The 19,466-nt window shown below is 60.4% G+C and carries 18 protein-coding genes and 1 pseudogene; 8 read left to right on the forward strand and 11 right to left on the reverse strand.

Features of this window, described 5'->3' with window-relative positions; translation table 11 throughout:
- Positions 1–38 precede the first annotated feature (38 nt).
- The 7 genes and pseudogenes from hflX to AB4N43_RS14040 form a co-directional block, all read right to left on the reverse strand.
- On the reverse strand, positions 39–1,340 hold the full coding sequence (hflX, locus tag AB4N43_RS14010) for a ribosome rescue GTPase HflX (protein WP_027921984.1): 1,302 nt from the start codon (positions 1,338–1,340) through the stop codon (positions 39–41).
- A 12-nt stretch (positions 1,341–1,352) separates the two neighbouring features.
- Positions 1,353–1,613 (reverse strand): RNA chaperone Hfq, encoded by a 261-nt coding sequence (hfq, locus tag AB4N43_RS14015; RefSeq protein WP_007902656.1) that lies wholly within the window; start codon positions 1,611–1,613, stop codon positions 1,353–1,355.
- A gap of 93 nt (positions 1,614–1,706) precedes the next feature.
- Positions 1,707–2,678: a tRNA (adenosine(37)-N6)-dimethylallyltransferase MiaA gene (miaA, locus tag AB4N43_RS14020; protein WP_194940970.1), complete on the reverse strand. Its 972-nt coding sequence runs from the start codon at positions 2,676–2,678 to the stop codon at positions 1,707–1,709.
- Entirely contained in the window at positions 2,678–4,588 is a 1,911-nt protein-coding gene (gene mutL, locus AB4N43_RS14025; RefSeq protein WP_027921986.1) for a DNA mismatch repair endonuclease MutL, read from the reverse strand. Before mutL ends, miaA begins: the two co-directional genes overlap by 1 nt.
- Positions 4,585–5,996 (reverse strand): annotated as a pseudogene (locus tag AB4N43_RS14030) (N-acetylmuramoyl-L-alanine amidase). The gene mutL and the pseudogene AB4N43_RS14030 overlap by 4 nt, the downstream one beginning before the upstream one ends.
- A gap of 30 nt (positions 5,997–6,026) precedes the next feature.
- Entirely contained in the window at positions 6,027–6,497 is a 471-nt protein-coding gene (gene tsaE, locus AB4N43_RS14035) for a tRNA (adenosine(37)-N6)-threonylcarbamoyltransferase complex ATPase subunit type 1 TsaE (RefSeq protein WP_460154162.1), read from the reverse strand.
- Complete coding sequence (locus AB4N43_RS14040; RefSeq protein WP_410921784.1) at positions 6,485–7,984, reverse strand: NAD(P)H-hydrate dehydratase; 1,500 nt, start codon at positions 7,982–7,984, stop codon at positions 6,485–6,487. Before AB4N43_RS14040 ends, tsaE begins: the two co-directional genes overlap by 13 nt.
- 63 nt (positions 7,985–8,047) lie before the next feature.
- On the opposite strand from AB4N43_RS14040, the gene queG reads away from it, so the two are divergent.
- Positions 8,048–9,112, forward strand: coding sequence for a tRNA epoxyqueuosine(34) reductase QueG (gene queG, locus AB4N43_RS14045; RefSeq protein ID WP_027921990.1), 1,065 nt, complete (start codon positions 8,048–8,050; stop codon positions 9,110–9,112).
- Positions 9,113–9,233: 121 nt separating this feature from the next.
- Here the strand turns inward: queG and AB4N43_RS14050 are convergent, their stop codons facing one another.
- Together AB4N43_RS14050 and orn are read right to left on the reverse strand one after the other, a co-directional pair.
- On the reverse strand, positions 9,234–9,845 hold the full coding sequence (locus AB4N43_RS14050) for a trimeric intracellular cation channel family protein (RefSeq protein WP_027921991.1): 612 nt from the start codon (positions 9,843–9,845) through the stop codon (positions 9,234–9,236).
- Between the two features lie 194 nt (positions 9,846–10,039).
- A complete protein-coding gene (gene orn / locus AB4N43_RS14055; RefSeq protein WP_007995036.1) occupies positions 10,040–10,582 on the reverse strand; it encodes an oligoribonuclease in 543 nt (180 codons plus the stop codon).
- 107 nt (positions 10,583–10,689) lie between these two features.
- Here orn and rsgA point away from each other — a divergent pair, with 107 nt between their 5' ends.
- From rsgA to AB4N43_RS14075, 4 genes are all read left to right on the forward strand, one after another.
- A complete protein-coding gene (gene rsgA / locus AB4N43_RS14060; protein ID WP_027921992.1) occupies positions 10,690–11,721 on the forward strand; it encodes a small ribosomal subunit biogenesis GTPase RsgA in 1,032 nt (343 codons plus the stop codon).
- 212 nt (positions 11,722–11,933) lie between these two features.
- The gene (locus AB4N43_RS14065) at positions 11,934–12,341 is read left to right on the forward strand and encodes a TIR domain-containing protein (RefSeq protein WP_027921993.1); all 408 of its coding nucleotides are present in this window, start codon (positions 11,934–11,936) and stop codon (positions 12,339–12,341) included.
- 2 nt (positions 12,342–12,343) lie between these two features.
- Entirely contained in the window at positions 12,344–13,303 is a 960-nt protein-coding gene (locus AB4N43_RS14070; protein WP_027921994.1) for a caspase family protein, read from the forward strand.
- The gene (locus AB4N43_RS14075; protein ID WP_027921995.1) at positions 13,303–13,788 is read left to right on the forward strand and encodes a toll/interleukin-1 receptor domain-containing protein; all 486 of its coding nucleotides are present in this window, start codon (positions 13,303–13,305) and stop codon (positions 13,786–13,788) included. Before AB4N43_RS14070 ends, AB4N43_RS14075 begins: the two co-directional genes overlap by 1 nt.
- A 45-nt stretch (positions 13,789–13,833) precedes the next feature.
- Here AB4N43_RS14075 and motB read toward each other — a convergent pair whose 3' ends face one another.
- Together motB and motA are read right to left on the reverse strand one after the other, a co-directional pair.
- The gene (motB, locus tag AB4N43_RS14080) at positions 13,834–14,877 is read right to left on the reverse strand and encodes a flagellar motor protein MotB (RefSeq protein WP_027921996.1); all 1,044 of its coding nucleotides are present in this window, start codon (positions 14,875–14,877) and stop codon (positions 13,834–13,836) included.
- A gap of 162 nt (positions 14,878–15,039) precedes the next feature.
- Positions 15,040–15,891, reverse strand: coding sequence for a flagellar motor stator protein MotA (gene motA / locus AB4N43_RS14085; protein ID WP_027921997.1), 852 nt, complete (start codon positions 15,889–15,891; stop codon positions 15,040–15,042).
- Between the two features lie 166 nt (positions 15,892–16,057).
- Here motA and AB4N43_RS14090 point away from each other — a divergent pair, with 166 nt between their 5' ends.
- The 3 genes from AB4N43_RS14090 to asd are packed head-to-tail and all read left to right on the forward strand — an operon-like array spanning position 16,058 to position 19,331.
- Positions 16,058–17,596: an HDOD domain-containing protein gene (locus AB4N43_RS14090; protein WP_059181730.1), complete on the forward strand. Its 1,539-nt coding sequence runs from the start codon at positions 16,058–16,060 to the stop codon at positions 17,594–17,596.
- Between the two features lie 42 nt (positions 17,597–17,638).
- Positions 17,639–18,454 carry a thiosulfate sulfurtransferase gene (rhdA, locus tag AB4N43_RS14095; RefSeq protein ID WP_027921999.1) on the forward strand — a complete coding sequence of 272 codons (816 nt, stop codon included), beginning with the start codon at positions 17,639–17,641 and terminating at the stop codon, positions 18,452–18,454.
- Between the two features lie 16 nt (positions 18,455–18,470).
- Complete coding sequence (gene asd / locus AB4N43_RS14100; RefSeq protein ID WP_027922000.1) at positions 18,471–19,331, forward strand: archaetidylserine decarboxylase; 861 nt, start codon at positions 18,471–18,473, stop codon at positions 19,329–19,331.
- Positions 19,332–19,466: the final 135 nt, after the last annotated feature.

Raw genomic sequence — 19,466 nt, forward strand, 5'->3', positions numbered from 1 at the left:
AATGCCTGTCACCACGACACAACCGCTTTCTCAGGCTTTTATTGCAAAGTGTGTTGCTCGATGAAGTCATTCGGCTGCAAACCTTCGCGACTCACCAATCGATTCAACTCGATCCGTGGCAAGCGAACGGCCAGCAAGCTGGTGCCTTCTTCGTCGTGTTCTTCTTTCTGCACCGCGCCAAGTTCGAAAAACTGCGCACGCAGTCGAGCGAAGCGTTGCGGCAAGCGCAAGGTACCGATAAACAAATCACTGCCAAGCAACTCGGCAATGGCTTGCTCAAGCAATTCCAGACCCGTGCCATCACGCGCCGACAGCCAGACCCGCAGGGGTTTACCGCTTTCGTCGCGCTGGATTTGTGGCTCAACGCCTTCAAGCAAATCGAGTTTGTTATACACCTCGAGTATCGGCAAGTCCTGGGCACCAATCTCGCCCAGCACCACCATCACCTGCTCGATCTGCAACATGCGATCCGGTTCGGCCGCATCGATCACGTGCAACAACAGGTCGGAATTGCTCGACTCTTCGAGAGTAGACCGAAATGCCTCGACCAGCTTGTGGGGCAAGTGGCGAATGAAACCTACAGTGTCCGCCAGGACAATCGGCCCCAGGTCGTCCAGATCGAGACGGCGCAGGGTCGGGTCCAGCGTGGCAAACAATTGGTCAGCCGCGTAAACGTCGGATTTCGTCACGTTATTGAAGAGCGTGGATTTACCGGCGTTGGTATACCCCACCAGCGAAACGGTAGGGATATCCGCACGCATACGACCACGTCGCGACTGTTCGCGCTGGCTGCGCACTTTCTCCAGCCGGCCCTTGATCTGTCGCAGGCGAACCCGCAGCAAACGGCGGTCGGTTTCGAGTTGGGTTTCACCCGGGCCACGCATGCCGATACCGCCACCTTGGCGCTCAAGGTGAGTCCAGCCACGAACCAGGCGGGTGCTCATGTGGTCAAGCTGAGCCAGTTCTACCTGGAGCTTGCCTTCATGGGTACGGGCGCGTTGGGCGAAAATATCAAGAATCAGACCGGTGCGGTCGATCACGCGACACTCGAAAACACGTTCGAGGTTACGTTCCTGACTGGGCGTGAGGATGTGATTGAAGATCACCAGATCAGCCTCTTCGGCCTTGACCAGGTCGCGCAGTTCCTCGACCTTGCCACTGCCAATGAGGAATTTGGCGGTTGGCCGATGACGCGGCACGTTAAAAAACGCAACGGTCTCGGCGCCCGCCGAATTAGCCAGTTCCTGAAACTCCTGCGGATCTTCGCGCGCCTCAGGGTCCTGTCCATCCAAGTGAACGAGGATGACTCGCTCACCACCACCGTGGCGCTCAAAGAACAAAGGAGACTCCTATCAGGCGTTACCTGGCTCAGCGTCACCTGCTTCGGATTCGGTTGCGCTTGGCAGACGAATTGGACGAACCGGCACCACTGTCGAGATAGCGTGTTTGTAAACCATTTGGCTAACGGTGTTTTTCAGCAGGATAACGAACTGGTCGAAAGACTCGATCGTGCCTTGCAGTTTGATCCCGTTGACCAGGTAGATAGACACCCCAACTTTCTCTTTACGTAAAGTATTCAAGTAAGGGTCTTGTAGCGAATGCCCTTTTGACATGTGCCGCACTCCTTTAAGGATTCAATATAAAAAATAGGTAAACAGATGGCTTTAGCCGCCACACCCCCAAGGATAGACGGCAATTGCAAGGACTCAGCTCAATATGGAGATGGTCCCCAAGTATTTCAAGGCGCGCGGCAGATTGTCGCAATCGAGACTGTCCAGCCAGTGTAAATCAGCCCAACTGCGCAGCCAGGTGAACTGACGCTTTGCCAATTGGCGCGTGGCAATGATTCCACGCTCCTGCATCTCGGCTTGCGTCAGCTTGCCATCCAGGTAATCCCAAACTTGTCGGTAGCCTACCGCACGTATAGACGGCAACCCGGAATGCAGGTCACTTCTCTTACGCAGGGCTACGACCTCGTCAATGAATCCCTGTTCCAACATATTCGTGAATCTTTGTTTAATTCGCTCGTGCAGTACCTGGCGATTTGCAGGAGCAATGGCCAAGTTCGCGACAGTATAGGGCAATTGTTGCAGTCCCGAAGCGGCTGCTTCGGTACTTTGCACAGATTGTTTCAGCCGCAGCTCGGTCATGCTCTGACCGCTGACGCGATAAACTTCCAGCGCCCGACTGAGTCGCTGCGGATCGTTTGGATGAATACGCGCGGCAGACTCAGGGTCAATTAACGCCAATTGTTCGTGCAGCGCTTGCCAGCCAAGGCGTGCAGCCTCTTCCTCGATCTGCGCCCGAACATCGGGATCGGCCGCTGGCATGTCCGCCAGACCTTCGACCAAAGCCTTGTAATAGAGCATTGTGCCGCCCACCAGCAGCGGGATTTTTCCCCGCGCGGTGATCTCGGCCATCGCCTCCAGGGCATCACGACGAAAATCGGCGGCCGAATAGCTCTCGGCCGGGTCGAGAATGTCGATCAAACGGTGCGGGAATTCGGCCAGGATTTCTTTCGAAGGCTTGGCGGTGCCGATGTCCATGCCCCGATAGACCAGCGCCGAATCGACACTGATCAGCTCGCAGGGCAGAACCTTGGTCAGCTCGATGGCCAGGTCGGTCTTGCCCGCAGCAGTCGGGCCCATCAGGAAAATCGCTGGAGGAAGCTGGCTCATCAACGACCGCGCAAGAACAGTTTGTCCAGATCGTCCAGGCCCAATTGGGTCCAGGTCGGTCGGCCATGGTTGCATTGACCGCTGCGCTCGGTGTTTTCCATGTCGCGCAGCAGACCGTTCATTTCCGGGATCGCCAGGCGCCGATTCGCACGAACCGCGCCGTGGCAAGCCATCGTCCCGAGCAACTCATTCAGATGTGCCTGAATCCGGTCGCTGGTGCCGTATTCCATCAGGTCCGCCAAGACATCACTGACCAGTCGATTGGCTTCCGCCTGCTTGAGCAAGGCCGGGATTTGCCGAATGGCCAGGGATTCAGGTCCCAGACGCTGCAATTCAAAACCCAGACGCTGGAACAACGCCGCGTGCTCTTCGGCGCAATCGGCTTCACGCTGACTGACAGCCAGGGATTCCGGTACCAGCAGCGGCTGGCCGCTCAGGCCTTCGCTGGCCATGGCGATTTTCAGGCGCTCGTACATGATCCGCTCGTGAGCCGCGTGCATGTCCACCAGCACCAGCCCTTGGGCATTTTCCGCCAGGATGTAGATGCCTTTGAGCTGCGCCAGGGCGTAACCCAGCGGCGGAATATCGTCCTGCCCGGCTGGCAGCGCGACCGCGTTGGCCTCGGGCAATGGCGCAAAGAATTCACGGTACGCCGCCTGGGCTTCAGCAACCGGTACACCGGATTGGGGCCGTGGCGTGTATTGATACTGATAACCGGCGCCAGCGCCCGACCCGGCCGGGGTATTGAACGACGGTTGCGCCTGAGGTTGCTCCAGCAGCGCATTGGCCGCCAGACGCATTTCGCCCTGCGGGCCGAATTCGCCGGCATCGAGCCCGGTTGGACGCACGACGGCCGTCACCACCGGTGCGGCCAGATGATCCTCGGGACGCACATCGCCCAAGGCGCGGTGCAAGGTGCCGTAAAGGAAATCGTGAACCATGCGCCCGTCACGGAAGCGAACTTCGTGCTTGGTCGGGTGCACGTTGACGTCGACACCCGCCGGATCCACTTCGAAAAACAGCACGAACGTCGGATGCCGGCCATTGAACAGCACATCGCGATAGGCCTGGCGCACCGCGTGGGCCACCAGTTTGTCGCGAACTGCGCGGCCATTCACGAAGAAATACTGCAAGTCTGCCTGGCTGCGGTTGAACGTCGGCAAGCCGACCCAGCCCCATAAATGCAGGCCATTGCGCTCGATTTCGATCGGCAGCGCCTGCTCGAGGAACCCCGAACCGCAAATCGCCGCCACACGCCGGGCGCGGGCCGCGTCGTCATGGGCTTCGTGCAGGCTGAGGATGGTCTTGCCGTTATGGCGCAGGTGGAACGCGACATCGAAGCGTGCCAGCGCCAGGCGCTTGATCACTTCTTGCAGGTGATCGAATTCGGTTTTTTCAGTCTTGAGAAACTTGCGACGCGCCGGGGTGTTGAAGAACAAGTCCCGCACTTCCACCGAGGTGCCCACCGGATGGGCGGCCGGCTGCACGCGCGGCGCCATGTCCCGGCCTTCGGTTTCGACCTGCCAGGCCTGATCGGCATCGCGAGTGCGGGACGTCAGCGTCAGGCGCGCCACGGAGCTGATCGATGCCAGTGCTTCACCGCGAAACCCGAGGCTCATGACCTGTTCGAGGTCTTCCAGATTGCGGATCTTGCTGGTGGCGTGTCGCGCCAGCGCCAACGGCAGGTCATCGGCAGAAATGCCGCTGCCATCGTCGCGCACGCGCAATAGCTTGACGCCGCCCTGCTCGACATCGACATCGATGCGCTTGGCGCCGGAGTCGAGGCTGTTTTCCAGCAGCTCCTTGATCACCGAAGCCGGGCGCTCGACCACCTCGCCGGCGGCAATCTGGTTCGCCAGTCGCGGGCTGAGCAGCTCGATGCGAGCGCTGTTGATCACGACCTGATTCATTCTTTGGCCGCCAACTCGGTGCCTGGAATGGTCAGGTGCTGACCGACCTTCAGCTCATCACTGGGCAGCTTGTTGACGCTGCGCAGCGTGGCAGGCGACACCTGATAGCGCACGGCAATCATCGCCAGGGTCTCACCCGGGCTGACCCGGTGATCACGCGGGCCTTGAACGATTTTTCCGGAGTCACGCAGCCAGGCAATGTAAGTGCCCGGTGGCGGGTTTTGCTGGAAGAACTGCCGCACGCCGCTGCTGATCGAACGCGCCAGCGCCTGCTGGTGATTCGAGGAGGCCAGTTTGGACGCTTCGTTAGAGTTGGAGATGAACCCGGTTTCCACCAGGATCGACGGGATATCTGGCGACTTCAGCACCATGAACCCGGCTTGTTCCACACGCTGCTTGTGCAGTGGCGTAACCCGTCCGATGTTGCTCAGGACTTTCTGGCCAACGTTCAGGCTGGACGTCAGCGACGCGGTCATCGACAGGTCAAGCAGCACGCCCGCGAGCATGCGGTCCTTGTCATCAAGGCTGACGTTGCCAGCACCACCGATCAGGTCAGAGCGGTTTTCACTGTCCGCCAGCCAGCGGGCCGTTTCCGAAGTCGCGCCGCGATCAGACAGGGCGAACACCGACGCACCGAAGGCAGCGGCCGACGGCGCGGCGTCGGCGTGGATCGAAACGAACAGGTCGGCGCCTTTCTTACGGGCGATTTCGGTTCGGCCGCGCAGCGGAATGAAGTAGTCGCCCGTACGGGTCAGTTCGGCGCGGAAGCCTTTCATGCCATTGACCTGACGCTGCAGTTCACGGGCGATGGCCAATACCACGTCTTTTTCCTTCTGACCGCGGGAGCCTGAAGCACCCGGGTCTTCACCGCCGTGGCCGGCGTCGATCACCACGAGGATGTCGCGTTTGCCGGAGGTGCAGGAGGAAGTTTGATCGCAGGCTCAACCGGCGTGACGGGCACTGCCGGCATCGTGGCGACCGAAGGGGTCGGTGTCGGAGTCGGGGCTGGCGACGGCGCGGCATCGGCAGCGTTATCAAACAGGTCGACCACCAACCGGTTGCCGTACTGGGCGTTTGGCGCCAGGGAGAAACTTTTCGGGGTCACGGCCTTTTTCAGGTCGATCACCACCCGCAGGTCAGTCGGCGTGCGTTGAGCCGAGCGCATGGCGGTGATAGGGGTATTGGAAGTGTTGACGTTCAACGGCGCGCCGAGCGTTGCACCATTGATGTCGATCACCAGCCGATCCGGAGCGGTAAGGGTGAACACGCTGTGTTGCACCGGCCCGGTCAGGTCGAACACCAGCCGTGTGTTGTCCGGCGCCCGCCACAGGCGAACACTGTTGACCTTTGCGTCGGCCACAGCGTCGACGGTCACCGCCAAAAACAACAACCCTACGGCAGCTACCATCGCGCGAAAGCGCATACCTGACCCCATCATTTAATTGGATTCCAATGCCAAAGCGGCACACCAGGTCTCGCCACGCGAGCCCCGGGATAAAATTTTCAGCGAACGCCCGCTGTCTTGCGGGCTAATGGTAATGGTCAGGTCAGGCTTTGGCAAAAAGCCTGCACCTTTATCGGGCCATTCGATCAGGCACAGCGCGTCGTCGTCGAAATAGTCGCGAATGCCGAGGTACTCCAGCTCTTCCGGATCGACCAAACGGTACAAGTCGAAATGGAAAGCGCGGATGTCGCCGATCTCATAGGGCTCGACCAGGGTGAAGGTCGGACTTTTCACGGCGCCTTCATGCCCCAGGCCGCGGATGATACCCCGCGACAACGTGGTTTTACCTGCCCCCAGGTCCCCTTCCAAAAAAATCAGACCGTGCCCTTCGGTGATTTTTGCGATGCGTGTGCCAAAGGCCGTCATCGCCTCTTCATCAGCCAGGTACAGGGTTACTTCAGACACGGTGCTTGCTCCTCCAACAACTGACGAATGGCCGGAATCAGATCACTGGCCGCCAGCCCGCGGCCATTTTTACCTTGTTGCTCACCCGCATTGGCGTGCAGCCAGACCGCCAGGCACGCGGCGTCGAACGCCTGCATGCCTTGAGCCAGCAGCGCGCCGACCAGACCGGCCAATACATCGCCCAAACCCGCCGTGGCCATGGCCGGATGACCTTGATGACACACGGTGAGACGCCCATCGGGACTGGCGATCAGGCTGCCAGCGCCTTTCAATACCACGACTGCTGTATATTTTTTGCTCAACGCATGCGCCGCCGCCGGGCGATCAGCTTGCACTTGGGCGGTGCTGATCCCGAGCAACCGCGCCGCTTCGCCCGGATGCGGCGTGATCACGCAATCCTTGGGCAAATTCACACATTCTTCGGCCAGCAGGTTCAACGCATCGGCATCCCAGACTTGCGGCAACGGTGCATTGGCGGCCGCTGACAGCAAACTGCGCCCCCAGGACGCCTGCCCCAAGCCAGGGCCGACCACCAATACGGAAACCTTTTGCAGCAAATCCATCAACTGGTTGGCCGACGAAGTGCCCAGCACCATGGCTTCGGGAATTCTCGCCAGCGCGGCCGGTACATGCTCACTGCGGGTTGCCACGGAGACCATGCCGGCACCGCCGCGCAGGGCGCTTTGTGCGCTCAGCAGGATCGCGCCACCCAAGCCGAGATCGCCGCCGATCAACAGCACATGGCCGAATTTGCCTTTGTGCGACGTCGGCGCTCGCGGTGCAGGACGCGGCAAGTTGCCGGGCGTCAGGCGCCGAGCGCTGATCGCCGCGGCCTCGACGAGCTGCGGGTCGGCGTGTAAATCATTGAAAACCAGTTCCCCAACCACATCTGCTGCATCCCCGGTGAACAGCCCCAGTTTCAAACCGATGAAGGTCACTGTCAGGTCGGCATGCACCGCCAGACCGAGGATCCGACCGGTATTGGCGCACAGCCCTGAAGGGATATCCACAGCCACGACCGGCAGCCCGCTGGCATTGATCGTCGCGATAGCGTCAGCGTAAGGCGCACGCACTTCCCCCGTCAGACCGGTGCCGAGCAAAGCATCGAGCACGACGCCGCGCAATCCGGATTGTGCAGACCAGGGTTCGATCAGTACTTTTTCCGACACCGCCTCGGCATACGCCAACGCCGCATCCCCCTGCAAACGTTGGGGATCGCCCACCGCCAACACGCGAACCGACCAACCCGCACGGCTGGCCAGCACTGCCACCAGATAACCGTCGCCCGCGTTATTGCCGTGGCCGGCCAGCACCGTTAATTCATTCGCCGACGGCCATTGCCGGACCAGCGCCCGCCAGGTCGCCCGCGCCGCGCGCTGCATCAACTCGAAGCCCGGCGTGCCGGCCGCGATCAGGCTCGCATCGAGCCCACGGACCTGCGCGGCGCTATACAGCGCGTCGGGTAAATCATCTTTAGTGTGCGGCATGCGTCTTCGGGCTCCGATGTCTGGCAGAATTATACGCACCTCAGCTCCGGTTTCTCTCGCCTCATGCCCGCAATTACCACAGACCTGCCCGCCCTCGCCCAATCCATCAAGGACTGGGGCCGCGAGCTGGGCTTTCAGCAAGTCGGCATCAGCGGCCTGGACCTGGCCGAGCATGAGCAGCACCTGGAGCGCTGGCTCGCCGCCGGCTACCACGGCGAAATGGACTACATGGGCGCCCACGGCAGCAAACGCTCACATCCGGAAGAGCTGGTGCCCGGCACCTTGCGCGTGGTTTCCCTGCGCATGGACTACCTGCCCGGCGACACCCAAATGGCGCAAATGCTGGCCCAGCCGGAAAAAGCCTACGTCTCGCGTTATGCCTTGGGCCGCGATTACCACAAACTAATTCGTAAACGCGTGCAACAACTGGCCGACAAAATTCAGGCACAGATCGGCCCGTTTGGTTTCCGCGCCTTCGTCGACAGCGCCCCGGTGCTGGAAAAAGCCATCGCCGAACAGGCCGGTCTTGGCTGGATCGGCAAAAACACCCTGGTCCTGAATCGCAAGGCCGGCAGCTACTTCTTTCTCAGCGAGTTGTTTGTCGATCTGCCATTGCCGGTCGACCCGCCCCACACCACCGAACATTGCGGCCGCTGCACCGCGTGCCTCGACATCTGCCCGACCAACGCCTTCGTCGGCCCTTACGTTCTGGATGCCAGGCGCTGCATTTCGTACCTGACCATCGAACTGAAAAGCGCAATCCCGGAAGATCTGCGGCCACTGATCGGCAACCGGGTGTTTGGGTGCGATGATTGCCAGATCGTCTGCCCCTGGAACCGCTTTGCCCGTCCGTCCGGCGAAAGCGACTTCAAGCCAAGGCACAACCTGGACAATGCGGAATTGGCTGAGTTGTTCATGTGGGACGAGGATAAATTCCTCAGCAGCACTGAAGGCTCGCCATTACGCCGGGCGGGTTATGAGCGTTGGTTGCGTAACCTGGCGGTGGGGCTGGGCAATGCGCCGTCGAGCATCCCGGTGCTGGAAGCGTTGAAGGCTCGCAGGGATTACCCGTCGGAGTTAGTGCGTGAACATGTCGAATGGGCCCTGAAACAACACGGTCTCCTGTAGCCGCTGCCGAAGGCTCGGGCCGCGTTCGGAGGTTCGAGGCCGCAGAACTCGCTTTCCGGATAGACGACTGCTACGCAGCCGGACGCAGCCTTCGGCAGCGGCCACAGGAACCGTGCCAGTCTTAAGCCTCGTCGTTGTAAACGAACTTCGGCATTTCCCAGTGGAAACGAATCGCCAGCAGTCGCAGGAGGAAGCCACCAAACAGCGTGATCAGAATCGCTTGTTCACCGGGTAATTGCAGGTAGATGCAGAGCATGTAGCACCACGCCGCCGCGAACGAGACGCTGGCGTAGAGCTCTCGGCGGAAGATCAGCGGGATGTCGTTGCAGAAGATGTCGCGCAGGATGCCGCCAAATACGCCGGTGATCACGCCGCTGACCGACGCCACCAGCATGCCGTGACCCATTTCCAAAGCGGTCATGCAGCCGATCAGGGTGAACGCCACCAGGCCCACGGCGTCGAGGACCAGGAACAATGAGCGCAGGTGGCGCATCCAGCGCGCAGTGAAGACGGTCACCATGGCGGCGACCGAGGTCAGCACCAGGTATTCCGGGTGTTTGACCCAGGTCAGCGGGTAGTGGCCGAGCAGGACGTCACGCACCGAGCCGCCCCCCAACGCAGTGATGCACGCGATCAGCACCACGCCAAACCAGTCCATGCCGCGACGGCCGGCAGACAGCGCGCCGGTCATGGCTTCGGCGGTGATGGCGATCAGGTAGAGCATCAGCAACATGGCGGCGGTCCTTGCAGAAAGGCGCGCAGTCTACTCACTTCACCGAAGCCCCAAAAGAGGGCATCAGAGAATCTAGCCAATCATCAATGGTGACTGTAAGGACGCCATCGCGAGCAAGCTCGCTCCCACAGGGACGGCGCTGTACCTGTGGGAGCGAGCTTGCTCGCGATGGGGCCAGCACAGAGGCCGCCGAATCAGAACTTGATGAAATGCTTGCGGTAGTGCTGCAGCTCGGCAATCGATTCGCGGATGTCGTCCAGCGCCAAATGAGTGCTACCTTTTTTGAAGCTGTCGCGTACGTCCGGCGCCCAGCGTGCGGCCAACTCTTTGAGAGTCGATACGTCGAGGTTGCGGTAGTGGAAGTAGCTTTCCAGGGACTTCATGTGCGTATAAAGGAAGCGACGGTCCTGGCAGATGCTGTTGCCACAGATCGGCGACTTGCCCTTGGGCACCCATTTCTCCAGGAAGGCGATAGTCTCGGCTTCGGCTTCGGCCATGCTGATGCGGCTGTCGCGAACGCGCTGGGTCAGGCCCGAGCCGCCGTGTTGACGGGTGTTCCACTCGTCCATGCCGGCGAGGATCTCGTCGCTGTGGTGGATGGCGATCACCGGGCCTTCGGCCAAGGTGTTCAAGTCACTGTCGGTGACGATGGTGGCCATTTCGATGATGACGTCGGTATCAGGGTTCAGACCAGTCATTTCCAGGTCGATCCAGATCAGATTCTGCGGGTTTTGCATGTGTCGGCTCCTAGGCAATGCTGCGCAGTTTAGCCTAGGCAACCGGCGGGGCGTGCTAAACTCGCGGCCGTTTTACCTAATCGCTGCATTCTTGATACGGAACACCCATGGCCAAACGCCAACTCAATCGTCGTCAAAACTGGCGCATCGAAAAGATTCAGGGCGAACGCGCTGCCCGCGCCGCCAAACGCGAGTCCTCGGCTGTCGAGGCACTTGAGGGTGGCGACCTGGGCCCGGAACAGACCGGGCTGGTGATCGCGCACTTCGGCGTACAGGTCGAAGTCGAAGCCCTCGAGGGCGAATTGGCTGGTGAAGTGTTCCGTTGTCACTTGCGCGCCAACCTCCCGGCACTGGTGACCGGCGATCAGGTGGTCTGGCGTGCCGGCAACCAGGGCATCGGTGTGATCGTGGCGCAACTGCCACGCAAAACCGAACTCTGCCGTCCGGACAGCCGTGGCCAGCTCAAGCCTGTGGCCGCCAACGTCGACATGATCGTCATCGTCTTTGCCCCGCTGCCCGAGCCTCACGCGAACCTGATCGACCGTTATCTGGTAGCTGCCGAGCACGCCGGTATCCGGCCACTGCTGTTGCTCAACAAATTCGACCTGATCGACGAGCAGAACGCCCCGGCTCTGAATGCCTTGCTGGCGGTCTACCGCACGCTCGGTTACCCGGTGCTGGAAGTCTCGGCGCATCACGGCAATGGCATGGAGCAACTGCAGGAACAGCTGGACGGGCGCATCAGCGTGTTCGTCGGCCAGTCAGGCGTCGGCAAGTCGTCGCTGGTCAACAGCCTGCTGCCGGAAGTCGAAGCCCGCGTCGGCCCGTTGTCCGAGCTGTCCGGCCAGGGCACTCACACCACGACCACCGCGCGGTTGTTCCACTTCCCCGGTGGCGGTGAGTTGATCGACTCCCCGGGCATTCGTGAATTCGGCCTCGGCCACGTCAGCCGCGCCGACGTCGAAGCCGGTTTCATCGAGTTCAACGACCTGATCGGCACCTGCCGTTTCCGCGACTGCAAGCACGACCGCGAACCGGGTTGCGCCCTGCTCAAGGCCCTCGAAGAAGGCCGCGTGCAGCAGCAACGGATGAACAGCTACCGCTCGATCATCGCCAGCCTGCCTGAAACCAGCTACTAAACAGACGCGCCCATCGCCCCGTCACTGACGGGACGGTGGGCCGCTTGTTGCGACCTACACATTTCCCCGCTGATTAAACGTCAGACACCTCTGTAGGACTTCCGCGCGCCCGCTGGAAGGATCCGTCTCTTTAACCGCGCAGGCCTTGTTGCGGCCAATCAAGTGCATACATTCAAGCCCTCTTCGCATTCCGGCGATACCGAGGGACGACCATGCAAACCTATCATTTGTTCATCAGCCATTCGTGGAGCTACCCCCACGCCCACGACAATCTCGTGCGCCTGCTCAACGCCAAACCCGGCTTCACCTTCAAAAATTTTTCAGTGCCGACGGACAACCCGATCGTCGACGCGCAGACCGACAAGCAACTGGAAACCGCCATCGAAAACAAAATCCGCCCCTGCTCGGCGGTGCTGATCATGGCGGGGATGTATTCGACCTACAGCAAGTGGATCAACAAGGAAATCGAGATCGCCAAGCGGATGGGCAAGGTGATCATTGCGGTCAAGCCGTTTGGGGCAGAGCGGATTTCCACGGTGGTGCGTGATGCCGCGCACGCCGAATGTGCGTGGAACACCAACAGCATCGTCAACGCCATTCGCCTGCACACGGCGGTGTAAGCATGCGCAAGGGACTGTTCATAGGCATCAACCACTACACCCATGTGTCGCCATTGAGTGGCTGCAACAACGACGCGATGGCCATGGCCTCGGTGCTGGAGCGCCACGCCAACGGGCGTCCGAACTTCAGCAGCAAGGTCCTGACTTCGGCGGAGGAAAACCTCACTCATACGAACCTGAAGCAGCAGATCCAGAGTCTGTTTTCCGGCGATTGCGATGTGGCGCTGCTGTACTTCGCCGGTCACGGCCAATTTGATACCAGCATCGATGAAGGCCTGCTGATCCCTCAGGATTTCGGCCAAGGCGTCGAAGGCATCCGCATCAGCGACATCCTCAACTGGGCGGAAAACGCCCCCCACATCAAGAACAAAATCATCATCCTCGACTGCTGCCAGGCCGGCGCGGCGGCAGCCATGCGCGGGTTGCGCGGTGGTAGCAGCGTGATCAGCGAAGGCCTGACCATTCTCACTGCCTGCAAGAAAGACCAGGTGGCGCTCGAAGGTCGCGGCCACGGCGTGTTTACCGACCTCCTGCTGCAAGCACTGCACGGTGGAGCTGCCAATGTGCTGGGCAAGGTCACGCCGGGTAGCGTGTATTCGTTCGTCGACAACGCGTTAGGGGCATGGGAGCAACGGCCGGTGTTCAAGACCAACGTTTCGCAATTTGTGCCGCTGCGGGAAGTGACGCCGCTGATTGCCGAAGAAACCCTGCGCAAGCTCAAGGACTGGTTCCCCGAACCTAGCTACGTATTCCCGCTGGACCCCAGTTATGAACCGACCGAGGCCGCGTTCGATTCCGACAACGGCGACATCTTCAAGCAACTGCAAAAGTGCAACCGCCACAGCCTGATCGAACCGGTAGACGCCGAGCACATGTACTACGCCGCCCTGCATTCCACCGGCTGCCGCCTGACCGCCCTCGGCGCCTACTACCGCGAACTCGCGATCAAAGGACATTTCTGATGCCTGTGTTTATCAGCTACCGCCATAGCGACCGCCCCCACGCCATCGCCATCAACTCCCGCCTGATTCAGGCCAACATCAAGACCTACTTCGACGTGCTGGATCCGGAATCACAGACCACTGACGACATCACCGGGGTCATCACCCGCAACATCACCGCGTGCACGCATCTGATTGCGGTGGTCTCGGGCAAGACCGCGTTGTCGTGGTGGGTGCCGTTTGAAATCGGTGAAGCGACCATCAGTAATCGACGGATCTGCTCATTCAAGACAGAACCGGCGGAACTGCCGCTGTATCTCGATAAATGGCCCAAGATCAGCACCGACAGGGATCTGGAGTTTTTCATCGATGCCTATCGAGAGGAAGTGGCGACCAAGCGCTCAATGACACTGGATTCAATCAGCGAATCCCTTTATGGCACCTACAAACGCAATGCCGAGCTGTTCCACGACCAGCTCAAGAACCGTATTCAACGGGGTTTCTGACAGGCACAAAAATTAAGCCGACATCGCTGTCGGCTTTTTTGTCGGTCACTGCTTCGGCGGTTCAGCCGGTTTCGGTGCCGGGTTTTCGAAGATATTCAGACGCTCACGAAGCTCATGGGCCGGCAGCGGCTCTTTGTCCGCCGGCAAGGCGTTCGGGTCAACTGGTTTGGCCGGCACTTCGCCCGGACCGCCCTGCCCTTGTGCTGCCGGGGCTGGTGCCGGCTCTGGCGCAGGTTCTGCACCTTGCGAGCCTTCAATGGCCTTTTGGGCTTTCTTGGTCAGTACCACGATGTCGATGCGGCGGTTGACCGGATTGAACGGGTTCTCGCGGTCAAACAGTGCCGACGAGGCATAACCGACCACCCGCGCCACCTGTTGATCCGGATAGCTGCCGGCGACCAGCGCACGGCGAGCGGCGTTGGCACGGTTGGCCGAGAGTTCCCAGTTGCCGAAATCGCCGGTACCCGAGTACGGCTTGGCATCGGTGTGACCGCTGATGCTGATCTTGTTCGGCACCGCTTTGATGGTGTCGGCCATGGCCAGCAGGATGTCTTCGAAGTACGGTTTCAAACGCGCACTGCCGGAGTCGAACATCGGGCGGTTTTCGGCGTCCATGATCTGGATACGCAAACCGTCCTGCGTGATCTCGAACAGGATCTGGTCCTTGAATTTCTGCAGCTGCGGATTTTCATCGACCTTGTTCTGCAATTCTTGCAGCAACAGTTCCAGGCGTTCCTTCTCGACCTGCTCGGCCATGCCTTCGACCTGTTCGGTGTCGACAGTGACGCGGTCTGGCTGCGGCTGGGATTTCACCTCGGGGTTGAGGGTTTTCTCCGGCGCCAGGGTCGGGGAGCCACCCAGATCGATGATGTACGGCGTGCCACTTTCGGTAAAGCCGACCGGGTCTTTGAAGTAACCGGCGATGGCGATCTTCTGTTCCGGGGTGGCGGTGGACAGCAGCCACAGCACCAGGAAGAACGCCATCATCGCCGTCGCGAAGTCCGCGAAAGCGATTTTCCAGGAACCACCGTGATGCCCGCTCGCGTATTTCTTGACGCGCTTGATGATGATCGGCTGGTTATTTTCCATACAGAGTGCTCTGTCTCACAAATACTGTTCCTTTTTGACGGTGCCTGTTGTCGCCATACGGCGTTGCCGCTCCTCGCCATAGCGGGCTATGACTCGTCTCGGCGCCTTGTCTGGCAACAACAGTCACTCGCCAAAAAAGGAACGTATTTGCAAAACAGAGCACTATCGACCGCGAACCGCTTGTTCCAGCTCAGCGAAGCTAGGACGGTGCGCCGGGTACAGAACCTTGCGACCGAATTCCACGGCCAGCGATGGCGGCATGCCGGACGCCGAGGCCACCAGCGAAGCCTTGATGGCCTCGTAGACGTTCAGTTCTTCCTTGGCATCGTGGGCCAGGGCATGAGCCAGCGGGCCAAAGAAACCGTACGCCGCGAGAATACCGAAGAAGGTACCGACCAATGCCGCACCCACGTGTACACCGATCATTTTCTGATCGCTTTCACCCAGGGAGGCCATGGTCACCACGATACCCAGTACCGCCGCGACGATACCGAAACCCGGCATGGCGTCAGCGATGCCATTCACCGCGTGGGACGGGTGATCGAGGTCTTCCTTGAGGCTGGTCAGTTCCATGTCGAACAGGCCTTCCAGCTCATGGGGAGCCATGTTGCCGGAGGACATGATGCGCAGGTAATCGCAGATGTACGCGGTCATGCGGTCATCTTTGAGCACCGCCGGGTACTTGGCGAAAATCGGGCTCGCGGCAGCATCTTCGATGTCGCCTTCGATGGCCATCATGCCTTCGCGGCGGCTCTTGTTGAGGATCTCGTAAATCAGCCCCAGCACTTCAAGGTAAAAGGTGTGGTTGAAGCGCGAGCTGAACATCCCGAAGGCTTTCTTCAGAACGTTTTTGACCATGTGGCCAGGGTTGGCTTGCAGGAATGCGCCAAAGGCTGCACCACCGATAATCATCACCTCGAAAGGCTGGATAAGGGCAGCAATCTTGCCGTGGGAGAGCACGTACCCGCCGAGCACGCTCGCGAATACGACAATGATGCCGAGAATTTTAGCCATAGGTAGGAGAGCACTTACTGAGTCGGGTTCAAGGTCATATTCGGAGGTCGAAAAATCTCTTCTTCTCCTTATCGGCAAAACTGCGCCAGACTATAGGCCGTTCAAGCGAAAAGCTAATTTAGCCTACTCCGGGCATAGGTAATGCAGACGAAGATTGCGTCCAACCATGGCTAACCAGACGAACACTCCCACTCAAAAACCGACCACTCTAGAAGGCTGGGTCAAGCTTCTCGATGGCGTGCGCCTGCCGGTTCCGCAAGACAGCCATGACCGTGTCTGCAGAGCTATCGCCGATAACCGCAGCTCACTGCGTGATATCGCCGAATTGATGCAAGACAGCCCGGCCCTGGCCTTGAGCATCATTCGTGAAGCCAATCGCCATACCCACGGCAGCATGACCGAGCCTGCGGAAAACCTGGAAGTGGCGATCAATCGCCTCGGCTTGAAACGCACCGAAGAACTGCTCGCCCGCCTCCCCGCCGAACCCCAAATGCAGATCCCGCTTGCCTTGCGCCAGTTGCAATTGATCAGCCAGCACGCGACGCAACAGGCCAATGGTTTTTTTGCCAGTCGCCTGGCTCGGCTGTGGCAGGACATTCATTGGGGCAGTCTGCTGTTCCTCTCGCCGCTGTGGCCGATGGCGTTGACCTATCCGCAATTGCTCGAAGAATGGGAACTGCGGGTCATCCATAAAGGTGAGTCGGCGCGCAAGGTCGAAAAGCAGTTGTTCGGGGTGCGCCTGCTGGATATTTGCCAGGCTCTGGTGACCATCTGGCGCCTGCCGATCTGGGTAGAACAGGGGTATCGCCTGCTGCTGACCGAGCAGCGCGAACTGGTCAAAGTGCTGCGCATTGCCCGCGATAGTGATCATCCGTTGCGCCAGCAAAACCGCCTCGATGACGATCCGACCCTGCGGCGCTGGCTCAATCAGCCGGCCAATACCGTGCTGCTGGCCAACGGTCTGGCACTGTCGGCGCAACAGGCGTGGGACAGCCCGCACAGCGAGCGCTGGCAATACCTGACCAGCCTTTACCTGCAAATGCCCATGGCCGACGTGCAGCAACAATTGCACCAACAGGCCGCCAACAGCGCCCGACTGCATGCCATGCCGGACCTCTGGCACCCCGCTGTTTCGCTGCTTTGGCCGTGGGGCATGAACCGGGTCCACGCCGCCTTGCTGCCGGCCCCGGCGCCGACCACCGAAGACCTGGCGAAGTGGCGCAGCCAATGCGCCGAGTTGCTGGTGGAGCCAAGCCCCTTCACCAACGCGATGCACTTGACCACCTCCGCCCGGGACGCTCTGGTCGCGTGCGGCATGCGTCGCGTCATGATCTTGATGGCTGATCGCACGCACGCCAATCTGCGGGTGCATCAGGTTGCCGGTTTGCCAGCAGAAGCGGCCGGGCTGAATTTCGCGGTGAGCCAAAGCTCTGTGCTACAACGTTTGCTCTCGCAACAGGCCCAAGTGCGCCTGACACCGGCCAACACCGCGCAGTTCTCGGCGTTGTTGCCTGGCAACCTGCGCGCGCAGTTCCGTGGCGAACACTTGATCCTGCGCTCACTGGTCAATAATGGTCGGGTGATCATGGTGGTGGTGGCGGATCAGGGCGGCGGGCCGTTCTCGGAAATCACCGTGCAAGCCTTCGGCAAAACCGCGCAGTGCATTGAGAAAGCCTTGAACACCTTTAGCCACCGCGGCCAATGACGCTGCGCTACAATCCACCCTTTTGTGCCCTGGAGACCTCACATGTCTGACTTCTCTGGCTTGCCGCTGGTGATCGAGCCGAGCGACTTGCTCCCTCGCCTCGAGGCCCGCGATCTGATTCTGGTGGACCTGACCAGCAGTGCCCGCTATGCCGAAGGGCATATTCCCGGCGCGCGTTTTGTTGATCCGAAACGCACGCAACTCGGTCAGGCGCCGGCACCGGGGTTGATGCCGCCGCAAGCGGCACTTGAAGCGCTGTTTGGCGAGTTGGGCCACAACCCCGATGCGGTGTACGTGGTGTATGACGACGAAGGTGGTGGCTGGGCCGGGCGTTTTATCTGGCTGCTGGACGTCATCGGCCACCGTAAATATCACTACGTCGACGGCGGTCTGACGGCCTGGCTGGCAGAAGGCATGCCGATGTCGATCCAGATCCCGGCCCCCGTTGGCGGCCCGGTGAAATTGACCCTGCACGACGAACCCACCGCGACCCGCGAGTACCTGCAAAGCCGACTCGGCGCCGCCGACCTGGCGATCTGGGACGCGCGCGGGCCGCTGGAGTACTCCGGCGAGAAAGTGCTGGCGGCCAAGGCCGGGCACATTCCGGGCGCCGTCAATTTCGAGTGGACTGCCGGCATGGACAAGGCGCGTAACCTGCGCATCCGCACGGACATGCCGCAGATCCTCGAACAGCTAGGGATCAGCAAAGACAAAGAAGTCATTACTCACTGCCAGACTCACCACCGTTCTGGCTTCACTTATCTGGTGGCCAAATCCCTCGGTTATCCGCGGGTCAAAGGCTACGCCGGTTCCTGGGGCGAATGGGGCAACCACCCCGACACCCCCGTAGAGATTTAAGGTTTAAGGACAGTTAATGAACAAGCGTCTGTTTATCCTCAGCCAATACCTGCTGCCCCATCACTTGCTCTCGCGACTGGCCGGCTGCATTGCCGAATGCCGCGTGCGCTGGTTCAAGAACGCCTTTACCGCCTGGTTCGCCAAGCGTTATCAGGTGGACATGTCCCAGGCGCTGGTCGAAGACCTGACTGCCTACGAACACTTCAACGCGTTCTTCACCCGCGCCTTGAAGGACGGCGCTCGTCCGCTCGACGAAACCCCGGGGGCGATCCTCAGCCCGGCCGATGGCGCAGTCAGCCAGCTCGGTCCGATCGAACACGGTCGGGTGTTCCAGGCCAAGGGCCACAGCTTCAGCGTGCTGGAGTTGCTGGGCGGTGACGCGGCCAACGCCGCGCCGTTCATGGGCGGTGATTTCGCGACTATCTACCTGTCGCCGAAGGACTACCACCGCGTGCACATGCCGCTGGCCGGCACCCTGCGCGAGATGGTCTACATCCCGGGCCGGATTTTCTCGGTCAACCAGACCACCGCCGAAAACGTGCCGGAGCTGTTTGCCCGCAACGAACGTGTGGCGTGCATTTTCGACACTGAGCGCGGGCCGATGGCCGTGGTGCTGGTGGGCGCGATGATCGTTGCGTCGATCGAAACCGTCTGGGCCGGGCTGGTCACGCCGCCGAAACGCGAATTGAAAACCTTCCGCTACGACGAAGCCGCGCGCGCGCCCATTCATCTGGAGAAAGGTGCGGAACTGGGTCGCTTCAAACTGGGTTCGACCGCTGTCGTGCTGTTCGGGCCAGACCAGGTCAAATGGGCCGAAGAACTGGCGGCCGGTTCGCCGGTACAGATGGGCCAGGGCATGGGTCTGCCTAAGGCCTGATCCGCTGATCCGCTCTTGCGAACATCTTCGGAGGAGCGGATACCACTCGGTGGCGACCGCTCTGGTTGTCCCGCGCTGATGGACATAGCTGCTACAGTCAGGTCATTCACTGCCCATTGACCGGCTGGAGTTTTT

The organism is Pseudomonas sp. S2_B07 (assembly GCF_054668435.1).

Coding starts and splice junctions, on each gene's coding strand:
- hfq (WP_007902656.1), bottom strand. CDS start 1,613: ATGTCAAAAGGGCATTCGCTACAAGACCCTTACTTGAATACTTTACGT.
- miaA (WP_194940970.1), bottom strand. CDS start 2,678: ATGAGCCAGCTTCCTCCAGCGATTTTCCTGATGGGCCCGACTGCTGCG.
- mutL (WP_027921986.1), bottom strand. CDS start 4,588: ATGAATCAGGTCGTGATCAACAGCGCTCGCATCGAGCTGCTCAGCCCG.
- AB4N43_RS14040 (WP_410921784.1), bottom strand. CDS start 7,984: ATGCCGCACACTAAAGATGATTTACCCGACGCGCTGTATAGCGCCGCG.
- queG (WP_027921990.1), top strand. CDS start 8,048: ATGCCCGCAATTACCACAGACCTGCCCGCCCTCGCCCAATCCATCAAG.
- AB4N43_RS14050 (WP_027921991.1), bottom strand. CDS start 9,845: ATGTTGCTGATGCTCTACCTGATCGCCATCACCGCCGAAGCCATGACC.
- orn (WP_007995036.1), bottom strand. CDS start 10,582: ATGCAAAACCCGCAGAATCTGATCTGGATCGACCTGGAAATGACTGGT.
- rsgA (WP_027921992.1), top strand. CDS start 10,690: ATGGCCAAACGCCAACTCAATCGTCGTCAAAACTGGCGCATCGAAAAG.
- AB4N43_RS14065 (WP_027921993.1), top strand. CDS start 11,934: ATGCAAACCTATCATTTGTTCATCAGCCATTCGTGGAGCTACCCCCAC.
- AB4N43_RS14070 (WP_027921994.1), top strand. CDS start 12,344: ATGCGCAAGGGACTGTTCATAGGCATCAACCACTACACCCATGTGTCG.
- AB4N43_RS14075 (WP_027921995.1), top strand. CDS start 13,303: ATGCCTGTGTTTATCAGCTACCGCCATAGCGACCGCCCCCACGCCATC.
- motB (WP_027921996.1), bottom strand. CDS start 14,877: ATGGAAAATAACCAGCCGATCATCATCAAGCGCGTCAAGAAATACGCG.
- motA (WP_027921997.1), bottom strand. CDS start 15,891: ATGGCTAAAATTCTCGGCATCATTGTCGTATTCGCGAGCGTGCTCGGC.
- AB4N43_RS14090 (WP_059181730.1), top strand. CDS start 16,058: ATGGCTAACCAGACGAACACTCCCACTCAAAAACCGACCACTCTAGAA.
- rhdA (WP_027921999.1), top strand. CDS start 17,639: ATGTCTGACTTCTCTGGCTTGCCGCTGGTGATCGAGCCGAGCGACTTG.
- asd (WP_027922000.1), top strand. CDS start 18,471: ATGAACAAGCGTCTGTTTATCCTCAGCCAATACCTGCTGCCCCATCAC.